Below are 13067 nucleotides of genomic sequence, written 5' to 3'. Positions count from 1 at the left end.
TTCGACAGCGCGTTACGATCGATCGTGATCGTTAACAGACCGTTACCCCATAGAGCTTGCCCATGCGTCCCGTCCCACATCCCGATATGGGGCTTCCAGTGGTGGGAAGGTCAAGACCCCGCCCCGTGAACCCCGCCCTATGATCCCTGCCGCGGCCCAAGCGGCGTGCTGGAAATCCGCGGGCGCGCCTTGTAGGGTAGCGGCTCACTGTTTCCCATTTGTTTGCCGCGGATTGCCGCATGCTGCTGCTGATCGACAACTATGACAGTTTCACCTACAACCTCGTCCATTTCCTCGGGGAACTGGGCGCCGAGATCATGGTGAAGCGCAATGACGCACTGACGGTGGCACAGGCGCTCGATCTGCGCCCCGACGGCATCGTGCTGTCTCCCGGTCCGTGCGACCCCGACAGGGCCGGCATCTGCCTGGACATGATCGCCGCCGCCGCCGAACGGCGCTTGCCGCTGCTGGGCGTCTGCCTGGGCCACCAGGCCATCGGGCAGGCGTTCGGCGGGCACGTGGTCCGGGCGCCGGCGCCGATGCACGGCAAGATCAGCATGATGAGCCATTCCGGCGAAAGCGTGCTGGCGGGATTGCCCTCCCCCTTTCCGGCGACCCGCTACCATTCCCTGATCGTCGAGCGCGAGACCCTGCCCGACTCGCTCAAGGCGACGGCGGAGAGCGAGGATGGCCTGATCATGGGCCTGATGCATCGCGAGCTGCCGATCCACGGCGTGCAGTTCCACCCGGAAAGCATCGCGTCCGAGAACGGGCACGCGCTGCTGGCCAACTTCGTCCGGATGACCGGCTCCCCGGCGGAGCGCGCGGCATGACCGCGGACATGTCGGACATGAAGGCGATCCTGGCCGGCGTCGCCGCGGGCCGGCGCCTGGGCGAGTCCGAGGCCGAGCTTGCCTTCGACATCATCATGTCGGGCAACGCGACGCCGGCCCAGATGGGCGGCTTCCTGATGGCGCTTCGGGTGCGCGGGGAGACGGTGGAGGAGATCACCGGCGCCGCCCGGACCATGCGGGCGAAGGCGGTGCCGATCAAGGCCCCTCCCGGCACGATCGACACCTGCGGCACGGGCGGCGACGCTTCCGGCACCTACAACATCTCGACCGCGACGGCCCTGGTGGTGGCGTCCTGCGGCGTTCCGGTGGCCAAGCACGGCAACCGCGCGGCCTCGAGCAAGTCCGGCGCCGCCGACGTGCTGACCGCCCTGGGCGTCGATATCGAGTGCGAGATGGCGCTGGTGCAGCGGGCGCTCGACGAGATCGGCATCTGCTTCCTGATGGCGCCGCGCCACCATACGGCCATGCGCAACGTGGCGGGAACGCGGGTCGAGCTGGGCACCCGGACGATCTTCAACCTGATGGGTCCGCTGTCGAACCCGGCGGGCGCCAAGCGGCAGCTTCTCGGCGTCTTCGCGAAGGAATGGCTGGAACCGATCGCCCAGGTCCTGGCCCGGCTGGGATCGGAAACCGCCTGGGTCGTCCATGGCTCCGACGGGTTGGACGAACTGACCACCACCGGCGCCTCCCACGTGGCGCAGCTGAAGGACGGCGTGGTCACCCGGTTCGACATCGAGCCGGCCCAGGCCGGACTCCTGCTGTCCAGTCCGTCCGACCTGAAGGGCGGCGACGCCGCGACGAACGCGGAGGCGTTGAACGCGGTCCTCGCCGGCGCGCATGGAGCCTATCGCGACATCGTGCTGCTGAATAGCGCGGCGGCCCTGCTGGTCGCCGGCAAGGCCCCGGACCTCTGCGGAGCCGTGGCCCTCGGCCGGGACGCCATCGACAGCGGCCGGGCACGCACCGTACTGGACCGCCTGATCGCCATCACCAACAGCGGAGGCTCGGCATGAGCGACGTTCTCACCCGCATCTGTGCCGACAAGCGCGCCCACGTGGCGGCGCGGCGTGCCGAGCGCAGCTTCGCCGAAATCGACCGCGCGGCGATGAAAGCCGGCCCGCCGCGGGGCTTCACGGCCTCCCTGCGCCGGAAGCTGGCCGGGGGCGACTATGGACTGATCGCAGAAATCAAGCGAGCATCGCCCAGCAAAGGTTTGATTCGACAGGATTTCAACCCCGCCGAGCTGGCCCATGCCTATCAGGCCGGCGGGGCCGCATGCTTGTCCGTCCTGACTGACATACCCTATTTCCAAGGCCAGGATTCGTTCCTGGTGGAGGCCCGGGCAGCTTGCGAATTACCCTGTCTTCGCAAGGACTTCATGCTGGATCCTTATCAGGTGGTTGAGGCCCGGGCGCTGGGTGCCGACTGTATCCTGCTCATCATGGCCGCCCTCGACGACACGACGGCCCGCGAGTTGGCCGAGGTGGCGGCGCGCTACGGCATGGACGTCCTGGTGGAGGTCCACAACGGCGAGGAACTCGACCGCGCTCTTCATCTTCCGTGTGAACTGATCGGTATCAACAACAGGAATCTCAAGACGTTGGCGGTCGATCTTGCCGTCACGGAGGAACTGGCGGCACGGGTTCCCGCGGACCGCCTGCTGGTCAGCGAGAGCGGTCTATACGGGCCGGACGACCTGGAGCGGATGGACAGGGCCGGCGCACGCTGCTTCCTGGTCGGCGAGAGCCTGATGCGCCAGTCCGATGTGACGGAGGCCACTCGGTCCCTGCTGACCCGCCGGGCCGCCGCATGACCGGCGGCTTCACCCATTTCGACGCCGAGGGACGCGCCGTGATGGTCGACGTCTCCGACAAGGACGAGACGGAACGGACGGCGACCGCCACCGGGTCGGTCTTCATGGCGGCGGAGACCCTGGCCCTGATCCTGTCCGGCGGGGTGAAGAAGGGCGACGTGCTGTCCGTCGCGCGGCTCGCCGGGATCATGGCGGCCAAGCGGACGCCCGACCTGATCCCGCTCTGTCATCCGCTGGCGCTGACCTCGGCCAAGGTCGACCTGACCTGCGATCCCGGCCGCAACGCGGTGGACATCACGGCGACCTGCAAGCTGAAGGGACGCACCGGCGTCGAGATGGAGGCCCTGACGGCCGTGTCCGTCGCGGCTCTCACCGTCTACGACATGTGCAAGGCGGTGGACCGCGCCATGACCATCGGCGACGTTCGGCTGGCCCACAAGGCGGGCGGGAAGAGCGGCGAGTACGGGACCCCTCGATGATCTCCGTCGCCGAGGCCCGGTCCCGCGTCCTCGCCGCCCTGTCGCCGCTGCCGGCCGAATTGGTCGGACTGACCGAGGCGCTTGGCCGCGTGACGGCGGAGGACGTGACCGCCCGGCTCACCCAGCCGCCGGTCTCCATGTCGGCGATGGACGGCTATGCGGTGCGCTGCGCCGACGTGGCGCAGGTCCCCGCGAAGCTGCGCCGCATCGGCGAGGCTCCGGCCGGGAACGCCTTCAAGGGGCATGTCGGACCGGGAGAGGCGGTCAGGATCTTCACGGGCGCGCCGATGCCCGACGGGGCCGACGCCGTCGTCATGCAGGAAGACACCGAGTCGGACGGCGCCACGGTCACCGTCCTCCGGACGGTCGGCCGCCACCGGCATGTCCGGCTGGCGGGGATCGACTTCCGGCGGGGCGAAGTCGGCATACCGGCCGGACGCATGCTCACGGCGCGGGACGTCGGACTCGCCGCGGCGATGAATTGGCCCTGGCTCCGCGTCCGCCGCCGCCCGCGGGTCGCGATCCTGGCGACGGGCGACGAGATCGTGCTCCCTGGGGAGCCCCTGGGGCCGGACCAGATCGTCAGTTCGAACGCCTTCGCCTTGGCCGGCCTGATCACGGCCTGCGGCGGCGTCCCGGTCAATCTGGGCGTCGCCCTGGATACGCCGGAGTCGCTGGCTCGACTCGTCACGGGTGCCGAACGGGCCGACATCCTGGTGACGTCCGGCGGGGCCTCGGCGGGCGAATACGATCTCGTGCGCGGCGTGCTGGGCGACCGCGGCATGGACCTGGATTTCTACAAGATCGCCATGCGGCCGGGCAAACCGCTGATGTTCGGCCGGCTGGGCGACGTGCCCGTCCTCGGGCTGCCCGGCAATCCGGTGTCGAGTCAGGTCTGCGCCGTCCTGTTCCTCAGGCCGGCGCTCCGCCGCCTGCTCGGGCTTCCGGCGGAGGAGGAAACGCGCCGCACGGCGGTGCTGGGGCGGCCCGTCAAGCAGAACGACCAGCGCGAAGATTATCTGCGGGCGTCGCTGAGTATCGGCCCGGACGGCGAACTGGTCGCCAACCCATTCGAATCGCAGGACAGTTCGCTGCTGACGGTGCTTGCCCGGGCCGACTGCCTGGTGGTGCGCCCGCCCTTCGCACCGGCCGCATCGGCCGGCGACACTGTCGAATTTCTTCCCCTGGGCGGCGGAGTCCTGAGTCTCTAGGTGACCGGATCTGCAGGACAAGGGTAAAATTGTTCAGCGAATGCTTGACGCCTTTCGCGAACCAAACTAGAACATAAACTGATGTTTTTGGTTTGTTCTGGACCGGTTGGTCCCGCGCGCAGGGGGCGTAGATGCTGACACGTAAACAATACGAGCTTCTGCTCTTCATCAACGACCGGCTGGGCGAAGGCGGGGTTTCGCCCTCGTTCGACGAGATGAAGGATGCCCTGGGATTGAAGTCGAAATCGGGTATCCACCGGCTCATCACCGGGCTGGAGGAGCGCGGCTTCATCCGCCGCCTGCCCCACCGCGCCCGCGCGCTCGAGGTGCTCCGGCTGCCGGAAGGGGCGGAAGCCGGGTCGGCCCGCCCGCAGCAGCGCGCGCCCGATCGCCCGAAGTTCCAGCCCAACGTGATCAAGGGCGACTTCACCGGCGCCCTGGCCGGGCGCGAGGCCAGCACCGAGGCCGAGGCGATCCAGCTTCCGCTCTACGGGCGGATCGCCGCCGGTACCCCGATCGAGGCGCTGCGCGACAACAGCGCGATGATCAACGTGCCGGCGACGATGCTGCCGCCCGGGGACCACTACGCGCTGGAAGTCGCGGGCGACAGCATGGTCGAGGCCGGCATCCTGGACGGCGACACGGTCATCATCAACCGGTGCGACATGGCCGACAGCGGCACGATCGTCGTGGCGCTGATCGACGAGCACGAGGTGACCTTGAAACGCCTTCGTCGCAAGGGCCAGACCGTGGCGCTAGAGCCGGCCAACCCCGCCTTCGAGACCCGCATCTTCGGCGCCGACCGGGTGCGCGTCCAGGGCCGCCTCGTGGGGCTGCTGCGGCGCTATTGAAGCCGAGTCGGCGATCGCCGCCGTGAGGGGCGGACCGGGGAGCTTCGCGAGGCTCCCCGGTCCGCCCTTTTCGTTTACGAATGCGCCGTAGTCTGGCCCGCGATACGCCCGTCCGGGCGGACGATGCTGGCTGGACCGCTTCATGGAAATCTCCCGACTTTTCCGGATCTATCAGGAGCATGTCGAGGACCAGATCGAAGGCTGGTTCTACAACCACGATATATTGCTGTTCTGGCTGATCGACTTCATCCAGAAGCAAGGCGGATTTAGCGGCGACACCTGCGAGCTTGGGATCTACAAGGGCAAGTCCGCGGTCGCGCTGGGCCTGCTGGCGCGCGCCGACGAGACCGTGTTCTGCTTCGACGCCTTCCATGAAGTTCCCCAAGCCGTGGCCGAAGCGAACATCCTTCGGTGCTGTCCGGAGCTCGGAAACAGGCTGGTCTGCGTCGCCACGGACCTCCGGCAACTGGAAGAACCTCCGGACATGGTCGGGCGAGGCAGCCTCCGCTTCCTCCACCTGGATGCCGTCCATGACCATCCCTCGGTCCTGAACGACCTGAACAACTTCGCGCCCCTGCTCACCGTCCAGGGCGTAATCGCCCTGGACGACTGCTTCGATCCGGAATGGCCGGGCGTTCCCACGGCCATGGCGGAATTCTGCCTGTCGCCGGAAGGCCGCCACATCCGCCCCTTCGCCGCCTCGCGAGCCAAGATGTACCTGTGCGCGCGCCACATGGTCCGGACGTACCAGCGTTGCATCGTCACGAGCGGGCTGATCAGCGACATGTCGCTGGAGCGTGTCCTGGACGGATCGGTGCTGCGCTGCTTCACCAACTGGCCGGTACCGGCCGGAGCGCTCCTGGCGCAGCTTGATGCGGGCTAACAAAAAGCCCCCGGAAACCATTGGTTTCCGGGGGCTTTTTTGGTGAGCGCGCTGGGGTTCGAACCCAGGACCTACTGATTAAAAGTCAGTTGCTCTACCGGCTGAGCTACACGCTCTCAGGGTCGGGGCGGAACATAGGGGCCGGGACACTTCCGGTCAACCCGCATTTACCCTGATCCGCCCCGAGGCGCCGGTGCGGGCGCGTCAGACCTTGAGAGTCTGCACGCGCTTGGCCGCGTCGCCTTCATCCTGGGCGAAGCGCGCGGTGAGCCGTTCGGCGACCCGGGGCGAGACGAAGTGCGTGATGTCGCCGCCGAGCCGGCCGATCTCCTTGACGAAGCGCGAGGATATGAACTGGTGGCGATCGGACGCCATCAGGAAGACGGTCTCGACCTTGGGGTTCAGGCGGGCATTCATGCCGGCCATCTGGAACTCGTACTCGAAGTCCGAAACCGCCCGCAGGCCGCGGATGATGACCGAGGCGTTCATGTCGACCGCGAACTTCATCAGCAGGCTGTCGAACGGCCTCACCTCGATCTTGGTGCCGTTCGGCTTCAGGGCGGCGACGTCCTCCTCGACCATCGCGACCCGCTCCTCCGTGGAGAAGAGCGGGCCTTTCCCCGCGTTGCGGGCGACGCCCACGATCAGGTGGTCCAAGACGCGGGAAGCGCGCTGGATGATGTCCATATGGCCGTTGGTGACCGGGTCGAATGTCCCGGGATAGACGCCGATCCGTTTGCTCATCTGCCGCTTCTTCCCTTCACGTCCGGGCGCCCTTCAACCTGCCGCCCCCTGCACCGATCGTTTCTCTGCCGATCACTCGGGCGACGCATCGTCGCCCCCGTTCACGGCGGTCTCCGCTTCCGCCTCCTCGGTCAGCCACGCGACCGAGACGACACGCTCTCCCTGCGCTACCCTGAACAGGGTAACGCCCTGGGTCTTGCGGCCCGCGATCCGGACGTCGTGGATCGGCATCCGGATCATCTGCCCTCCATCGGTCACCAACATGACCTGATGGTCATCCGTGACGGGGAAAGCGGCGACGACCGGACCATTGCGCTCGTTCATCTCGATATTCCAGATGCCCTGACCGCCCCGTCCGGTGACCCGGTACTCATAGGAGGAGGTGCGCTTGCCGAATCCGCGCTCGGAGACGGCGAGGATGAACTCCTCCTTGCGCCGCATCTCCTCGTAGCGCTCCGGCGACAGGGCGATGTTCGTCGAGACCTCCGCGTCGGGATCGGGCGCCTCGTCGCTCGACGCCTCCTCGCCGGCCGCCCGGCGCTCGGCGTTGGCCTGACGCAGATAGGCGGCGCGCTCGTCCGCGTCGGCATCGACATGGTTCAGCATCGACATGCCGATCACCTCGTCGCCGTCGGCCAGCCGGATGCCGCGGACACCCGTGGAGGTCCGGCCGCTGAAGATCCGGATGTCGTCGACCTGGAACCGGATGCACTTGCCGCCGCGCGTCGCCAGCAGCACGTCCTGATCCACGGTACCGGTCCGCACCGCGATCAGCCGCTCGCCCTCTTCCTCCAGCTTCATCGCGATCAGGCCGTTGGCACGGATGTTGGTGAAGTCCGACAGCTTGTTGCGGCGGACGTTGCCCTTGCTGGTGGCGAAGAAGACGCACAGGTCGCCCCAGGTCGCCTCGTCCTCCGGCATGGGCATGACGGTGGAGATCGTCTCGCCGTCGACCAGCGGCAGCAGGTTGATCAGCGCCTTGCCGCGCGCCTGCGGCGTGCCGAGCGGCAGGCGCCAGACCTTCAGCTTGTAGACCATGCCGCGCGAGGAGAAGAACAGCATGGGCGTGTGGGTGTTGGCGACGAACAGGTCGTGGACCGTATCCTCCGCCTTCATGCTCATGCCCGAGCGGCCCTTGCCGCCCCGCTTCTGCGCCCTGTAGGTCGAGACCGGGACCCGCTTGATGTAGCCGGAGTGGCTGACCGTGACGACCATGTCCTCGCGCTGGATCAGGTCCTCTATGTCGGATTCGAACTCCAGCTCCATCAGGGTGGTCCGGCGGGGAGTGCCGAACCGCTCCTTCATCTCCAGCAGTTCGGTCCGCAGGATCTCCAGCAGCAGCGTGCGGGACGCCAGGACCTCGAGATAGTACGCGATCCGGTCCGTGACCTCGCGCAGGTCGGCGCCGATCTTGTCCCGCTCCAGGCCGGTCAGGCGATTCAGCCGCAGTTCGAGGATAGCGCGGGCCTGGGCCTCCGACAGGCGGTAGGTGCCCTGCGGGCTGACCGCCCTGCCCGGCTCGTCGATCAGGGCGATCAGCGGCGCGACGTCGCCGGCCGGCCACTCGCGGGCCACCATCTCCTCGCGCGCGACGCCGGCATCGGGCGCCCGCCGGATCAGCGCTATCATCTCGTCCAGGTTTGCGACCGCGACCGCGAGGCCGACCAGGGTATGGGCCTTCTCCCGCGCCTTGCCCAGCTCGAACTCGGTCCGGCGGGTGATGACCTGCTCGCGGAAGGCGACGAAGGCGGAGATGATGTCCTTGAGGGTCATCGTCACCGGCCGGCCGCCGTTGAGCGCCAGCGCATTGACTCCGAACGAGGTTTGCAGCGGCGTGTAGCGGTAGAGCTGGTTCAGCACCACGTCGGCGACGGCGTCGCGCTTCAGTTCGATCACGACGCGCACGCCGTCGCGGTCCGACTCGTCGCGCAGGTCGGAGATCCCCTCGATCGTCTTGTCGTGGACGACCTCGGCGATCCGCTCCATCATGCGGGCCTTGTTGACCTGATAGGGCACCTCGTTGATCACGATGGCCCAGCGGTCCTTTCGGATCTCCTCGATCTCGGTCTTGCCGCGCATCACGATCGAGCCCCGGCCGGTGTGGTAGGCCTGCCGGATGCCGGTCTTGCCCATCACCTGGGCGCCGGTCGGGAAATCCGGGCCCGGCACATGCTCCATCAGCTCTTCGATGGTGACGTCGTTGTCGTCGATATAGGCGCAGCAGGCGTCGATGACCTCGCCCAGGTTATGGGGAGGAATGTTGGTCGCCATGCCGACCGCGATGCCGCCGGCGCCGTTGACCAGCAGGTTCGGGAAACGCGCGGGAAGGACGTCAGGTTCGGCCGAAGATTCGTCGTAGTTGGGGTGGAAGTCGACCGTATCCTTGTCGATGTCGTCGAGCAGGCTTTCCGCCGCCTTCGCGAGCCGCGCCTCGGTGTAGCGCATGGCCGCGGGCGGGTCGCCGTCCATCGATCCGAAATTTCCCTGCCCGTCGATCAGCGGCAGGCGCATCGAGAAGTCCTGGGCCATGCGGACCATGGCATCGTAGATCGCGCTGTCGCCGTGCGGGTGATACTTACCCATCACGTCGCCGACGATACGGGCGGACTTCTTGTAGGGCTTGTTGCTGTCGTAACCGCCTTCCTTCATCGCGAACAGGATTCGGCGATGCACCGGTTTCAGACCGTCGCGCACGTCGGGAAGCGCGCGGCTGACGATCACGCTCATGGCGTAATCGAGATAGCTGCGCCGCATCTCCTCTTCGATGGTGACCGGCGAAATGTCGGAAGGCGGAGGTGTGAGATTGGCGGTCAAAAATCGAACTCAGGTTCAGGTTAAACGATGACTGCAGGCAAGATCACCGGGCACCGCCCGGCGATTTGGACACCCGGCATATATAAGGTGGGTGTACCAGTTTTTGCAGACGCTAACAACGCGTTACACCTTGGCCGGAAGCCGGACGAACACCCTGCCGAGTCGGACCATAGCGCATCGGCCGTGCGCCGCATATCCCGCCGTCATGCCCGCGACAACAGGTGGAACCGGATCGACAGCACGCTCACCGAGAAGACGCTGGCGATCAGGATTCCCTCCAGCAGACCGGTGACGCCCCGGCCGGCCCACAGCGCCAGGGCGGCGCCCAGCGGGATCATGATGCCGTAGTAGGAGAAGAAATGCAGGACCGTCGGGATCCAGGCGTCGCTCTGGCCGCGCAGCGCGCTCGCCATGACCACCTGCCCGCCGTCCACGATCAGGATCAGCGCACTGAAGGCCACCAGCGGAACGGTCAGGGCCAACATTTCGGGATCGGCCGTGAAAAGGCCGCCTATGGTTCCGGGCAGCAGCGCGAACAACACCGCGAAAACGGCCAGGATCACGGTCGTGACGCCCAGCCCGGTCCATCCCGCCACCATGATCTCGCGCCGGTCGCGCCGGCCATAGGCGACTCCGACCCGCACGCCGGTGGCGGTGGCCAGCCCGACGGCGGTCATGAAGGACAGGGCGACCAGGTTCAGCAGGATCGTGTAGGCGCCCAGGTCGAGCGGCCCGACCATCCCGGCGAACAGGCCCAGGATGGAGAAGGCGCTGCTCTCGAGGGCCAAGCTGATCCCGGCGGCATAACCCAGCCGCCGCTGGTGCGCGGCACCGCTCCACCAGCGGGTGACAGTCCGGCGGATGCCGTAGCGGTCCCGGTCCGGCAGATACCAGACATAGGCCATCATCGACAGCGCCAGCATCCAGCGCACCCCGGTGGTCGCCCAGGCCGACCCCTCCGCGCCGAGCGCCGGGATGCCCCAGGCGCCCCAAACCAGGATCAGGTTGAGCGGCACGTTGAGGAGATTGGCGGCGATCATGGCGATCATGCCCGGCACCGGCCGCCTCAGCCCTTCCAGGAAGAAGGCCGACGTGGTGTAGAGCATGGCCGCGGGGATGCCGGCCGCCAGCACGAAGAACACGCCGGCGCCGCCCTTCGCCACGTCGGCGTCCTGCCCGGTCAGCCTGAAGAAGCTCTCGCCGCCCAGGCTGAGCAGGGCGGCGCCCATCCCGAGCAGGAAGGCGTAGGGCAAGGAACGCCGCCAGATCGGCCCGCATTCCTCCGGCTTCTCCGCTCCGACCGAGTGGGAGGTCAGGATCAGGGTGCCCAGCAGGAGCCCGATGCCGGCGGTCACCAGCATCTGTGCCGGCAGGGTGCCCAGCCCCAGATAGGCCAGTTCCTGGGAGCCGTAGCGGCCCACGATCAGGATGTCGACCGCCGACATGACCATCAGCCCGGCCCGTGCGACGATCACCGGCACCGCCAGCCTGAGCAACTCGGTGATGTGATGGCGCAGGGCGACCGGGCGGGTCCCGCCTTCGTGCTCCGTGGTGATTATGATCGAGTCTCCAGCCGAAGTGGTGCCCACAAAAGCGGCACCCTGCGGATCCTGTCAAGATTCCCGCGGACATGGCGGGGTTGCGGCTCCACTGCACGTCGCCGTCGCGGCATTGGCTCCGAAAGGCCTACCCGCTTGATCCATGACGACGCCGTTGCGCCGCATGGAACATCCGCCGAAACACGGTGTTCCCTTGTCGACTACCAATCAACTTCGGAGACGACGAAAATGACGAAGCTCAACCGTCCGGATCGCAAGGCCCGTCCGTTCATGATGGCTGCCGGCGCCCTGGCGTTGGTCACCCTGCTTGGAGCCTGCAACACGATCGAGGGTTTCGGGCGCGACACCGAGCGCGCCGGCGAAGCCGTCCAGGACAGCGCCAAGTAAGGGTCGCCTGAACAGGCTTCACGACGGAAATCCGTTGCGGGTCCGGGACTTTTCATGCGCCTGAAGGTTGATGAAAAGTACCCGGACACAGCAAGGAGATCAGGATGACGCGCTTCGAACTTACCGGCCCTCCGGGAGTGGATCCCGATCAGCCGAACACCCCGCCGGCGGAAGTGCCGCCCGAGGTCGAACCGACTCCGGAAATTCCCCCGATGCAGGACCCGCCGCCGGACGTTCAGCCGCCCACCAGGGCTTGAGCCCGGTTTTCCGCCATCGGGGACGGCACGGGAATGACGGAAAGGGGAGAGGAGCCGGCGGGAGCCGGGCCGCTCCCTTCCGTAGCCGCCGCAGGGGTCCCCGGCCCCGACATCAAGCCGTTGTCACGCGGCCTCGATAAGGCTCCCGGACGACGACGGTCGGCCTCGGCCGACATCGAACTTCGCGAAGGTTCCGATCGCTTCCACGAACATCGTGCCGACAGGCACGGTGCTTTACGTTCTGGCGCCCGAAGCTTGGCCGGTAATTCGCGACTTCCCGGTGATCCCAATGTCAGAAATGGAAAATACCGCGCCTGTTTAGGCCGCCTTTGGAACTATGTCTCGCCCGACAGGTTTATTGCCATATATCTAGTACCTGAGGGGTAGTTAGCGGCTCACTACCATTTACGATACTTTAGGCATTGGGGCGCCTAATGTGTCGAAGCATCATACTGGTCTGGCGAGGATTGACCGTGAAGCAGGCTGCCCTGTACCGCAAAGTAGAGCCTGAGACCCAACCCTATCCGGGAACGCTGGAAGGGACCGAGGACGCCGACTGGTCGCCCCGCCGCCGCGTGGCGACAATCCTCGCCGCAGCCCTCGCCTCGTGGGGGATCGTGATCGCCGCGGGGTACGGGCTGTACAGCCTGTTCTTCTGAACCCCGGCATCCGGGCTCCATCGATGACCGGCGGCCCCCTCCCGCGCCCATGAGCCGGAAAGGGGCCGCCGGCAGCGGCGATTAGACCGAGCTGATCGCCTTCTCGACGAGTTGGCCCAGATGCTGGGTCCGCTTCGTCAGGCTTTGCAGCACCGAGGAGATTTCCGCGGTCGCCGCGGCGGTCTGGCCGGACAGGTTCTTCACCTCGCCCGCCACGACCGCGAATCCCTTCCCGGCTTCGCCGGCACGGGCCGCCTCGATCGTCGCGTTGAGCGCCAGCAGGTTGGTCTGCTTGGCGATCGCGTCGATCTGCTGGGCGACGGTTCCGACCTTCTCGATCTCGCTGCGCAGACCTTCCAGTTCCCGGCTGATTTCCTGCAGGGAGGCGGACAGTTCCTGGCGGCTCAAGGTGCCGGCGTTATCAGAGGCGCTGAGTTCGTTGCCATAGGACATGAGAAGACACCTGGAGTTGAGTTATCGGGTCCGCGTGGCGGCACGCGGCGGCGGACCATCGCGCAGGATTAAAGCAGACTTTCCTAAATTTTCGTGAGTCCGC

13 protein-coding genes and 1 tRNA gene are annotated in these 13067 nt (G+C 66.9%); 9 read left to right on the top strand and 5 right to left on the bottom strand.

Annotated elements, in window-relative coordinates; all coding sequences use genetic code 11:
• Positions 1 to 239: 239 nt before the first annotated feature.
• The 7 genes from IGS68_RS12430 (at position 240) to IGS68_RS12400 (ending at position 6091) form a co-directional block, all read left to right on the top strand.
• Positions 240 to 833, top strand: coding sequence for an anthranilate synthase component II (locus IGS68_RS12430; RefSeq protein WP_201080402.1), 594 nt, complete (start codon positions 240 to 242; stop codon positions 831 to 833).
• Positions 830 to 1867, top strand: a complete 1038-nt coding sequence (gene trpD, locus IGS68_RS12425; protein WP_201080400.1) for an anthranilate phosphoribosyltransferase — start codon at positions 830 to 832, stop codon at positions 1865 to 1867. The genes IGS68_RS12430 and trpD overlap by 4 nt, the downstream gene beginning before the upstream one ends.
• The gene (gene trpC, locus IGS68_RS12420) at positions 1864 to 2667 is read left to right on the top strand and encodes an indole-3-glycerol phosphate synthase TrpC (protein ID WP_201080398.1); all 804 of its coding nucleotides are present in this window, start codon (positions 1864 to 1866) and stop codon (positions 2665 to 2667) included. Before trpD ends, trpC begins: the two co-directional genes overlap by 4 nt.
• Positions 2664 to 3146: a cyclic pyranopterin monophosphate synthase MoaC gene (gene moaC, locus IGS68_RS12415; protein ID WP_201080396.1), complete on the top strand. Its 483-nt coding sequence runs from the start codon at positions 2664 to 2666 to the stop codon at positions 3144 to 3146. The genes trpC and moaC overlap by 4 nt, the downstream gene beginning before the upstream one ends.
• Positions 3143 to 4357, top strand: coding sequence for a molybdopterin molybdotransferase MoeA (locus tag IGS68_RS12410; protein ID WP_201080394.1), 1215 nt, complete (start codon positions 3143 to 3145; stop codon positions 4355 to 4357). Before moaC ends, IGS68_RS12410 begins: the two co-directional genes overlap by 4 nt.
• 131 nt (positions 4358 to 4488) lie before the next feature.
• Positions 4489 to 5208, top strand: a complete 720-nt coding sequence (lexA, locus tag IGS68_RS12405) for a transcriptional repressor LexA (protein WP_201080392.1) — start codon at positions 4489 to 4491, stop codon at positions 5206 to 5208.
• 142 nt (positions 5209 to 5350) lie between these two features.
• Entirely contained in the window at positions 5351 to 6091 is a 741-nt protein-coding gene (locus tag IGS68_RS12400; RefSeq protein WP_201080390.1) for a class I SAM-dependent methyltransferase, read from the top strand.
• A 40-nt stretch (positions 6092 to 6131) separates the two neighbouring features.
• On the opposite strand, the gene IGS68_RS12395 is transcribed toward IGS68_RS12400, so the two are convergent.
• From IGS68_RS12395 to IGS68_RS12380, 4 genes are all read right to left on the bottom strand, one after another.
• A tRNA-Lys gene (locus IGS68_RS12395) sits at positions 6132 to 6207 on the bottom strand.
• An 88-nt stretch (positions 6208 to 6295) separates the two neighbouring features.
• Positions 6296 to 6835 (bottom strand): pantetheine-phosphate adenylyltransferase, encoded by a 540-nt coding sequence (gene coaD, locus IGS68_RS12390; protein ID WP_201080388.1) that lies wholly within the window; start codon positions 6833 to 6835, stop codon positions 6296 to 6298.
• Between the two features lie 72 nt (positions 6836 to 6907).
• A complete protein-coding gene (gene gyrA, locus IGS68_RS12385) occupies positions 6908 to 9589 on the bottom strand; it encodes a DNA gyrase subunit A (RefSeq protein ID WP_247881369.1) in 2682 nt (893 codons plus the stop codon).
• 263 nt (positions 9590 to 9852) lie between these two features.
• Positions 9853 to 11238, bottom strand: a complete 1386-nt coding sequence (locus tag IGS68_RS12380) for an MATE family efflux transporter (protein WP_247881299.1) — start codon at positions 11236 to 11238, stop codon at positions 9853 to 9855.
• A gap of 198 nt (positions 11239 to 11436) precedes the next feature.
• Here IGS68_RS12380 and IGS68_RS12375 point away from each other — a divergent pair, with 198 nt between their 5' ends.
• Both IGS68_RS12375 and IGS68_RS12370 read left to right on the top strand, forming a co-directional pair.
• A complete protein-coding gene (locus IGS68_RS12375; RefSeq protein ID WP_247881298.1) occupies positions 11437 to 11595 on the top strand; it encodes an entericidin A/B family lipoprotein in 159 nt (52 codons plus the stop codon).
• A 730-nt stretch (positions 11596 to 12325) separates the two neighbouring features.
• Complete coding sequence (locus tag IGS68_RS12370) at positions 12326 to 12511, top strand: hypothetical protein (protein ID WP_201080384.1); 186 nt, start codon at positions 12326 to 12328, stop codon at positions 12509 to 12511.
• 81 nt (positions 12512 to 12592) lie between these two features.
• Here the strand turns inward: IGS68_RS12370 and IGS68_RS36180 are convergent, their stop codons facing one another.
• Positions 12593 to 12964 (bottom strand): methyl-accepting chemotaxis protein, encoded by a 372-nt coding sequence (locus tag IGS68_RS36180; RefSeq protein WP_158045509.1) that lies wholly within the window; start codon positions 12962 to 12964, stop codon positions 12593 to 12595.
• Positions 12965 to 13067 lie beyond the last annotated feature (103 nt).

The sequence above is a fragment of the Skermanella sp. TT6 genome, assembly GCF_016653635.2.
Lineage (GTDB): Bacteria > Pseudomonadota > Alphaproteobacteria > Azospirillales > Azospirillaceae > Skermanella > Skermanella cutis.
The sequence above is the reverse complement of the archived record's forward strand: the minus strand, read 5'-3'. Positions and strand labels throughout refer to the sequence as shown.

Bases quoted from the DNA above. Each gene is read 5' to 3' on its own strand.
- IGS68_RS12430 (WP_201080402.1), top strand. From the start codon at position 240: ATGCTGCTGCTGATCGACAACTATGACAGTTTCACCTACAACCTCGTC.
- trpD (WP_201080400.1), top strand. From the start codon at position 830: ATGACCGCGGACATGTCGGACATGAAGGCGATCCTGGCCGGCGTCGCC.
- trpC (WP_201080398.1), top strand. From the start codon at position 1,864: ATGAGCGACGTTCTCACCCGCATCTGTGCCGACAAGCGCGCCCACGTG.
- moaC (WP_201080396.1), top strand. From the start codon at position 2,664: ATGACCGGCGGCTTCACCCATTTCGACGCCGAGGGACGCGCCGTGATG.
- IGS68_RS12410 (WP_201080394.1), top strand. From the start codon at position 3,143: ATGATCTCCGTCGCCGAGGCCCGGTCCCGCGTCCTCGCCGCCCTGTCG.
- lexA (WP_201080392.1), top strand. From the start codon at position 4,489: ATGCTGACACGTAAACAATACGAGCTTCTGCTCTTCATCAACGACCGG.
- IGS68_RS12400 (WP_201080390.1), top strand. From the start codon at position 5,351: ATGGAAATCTCCCGACTTTTCCGGATCTATCAGGAGCATGTCGAGGAC.
- coaD (WP_201080388.1), bottom strand. From the start codon at position 6,835: ATGAGCAAACGGATCGGCGTCTATCCCGGGACATTCGACCCGGTCACC.
- gyrA (WP_247881369.1), bottom strand. From the start codon at position 9,589: ATGCGGCGCAGCTATCTCGATTACGCCATGAGCGTGATCGTCAGCCGC.
- IGS68_RS12375 (WP_247881298.1), top strand. From the start codon at position 11,437: ATGACGAAGCTCAACCGTCCGGATCGCAAGGCCCGTCCGTTCATGATG.
- IGS68_RS36180 (WP_158045509.1), bottom strand. From the start codon at position 12,964: ATGTCCTATGGCAACGAACTCAGCGCCTCTGATAACGCCGGCACCTTG.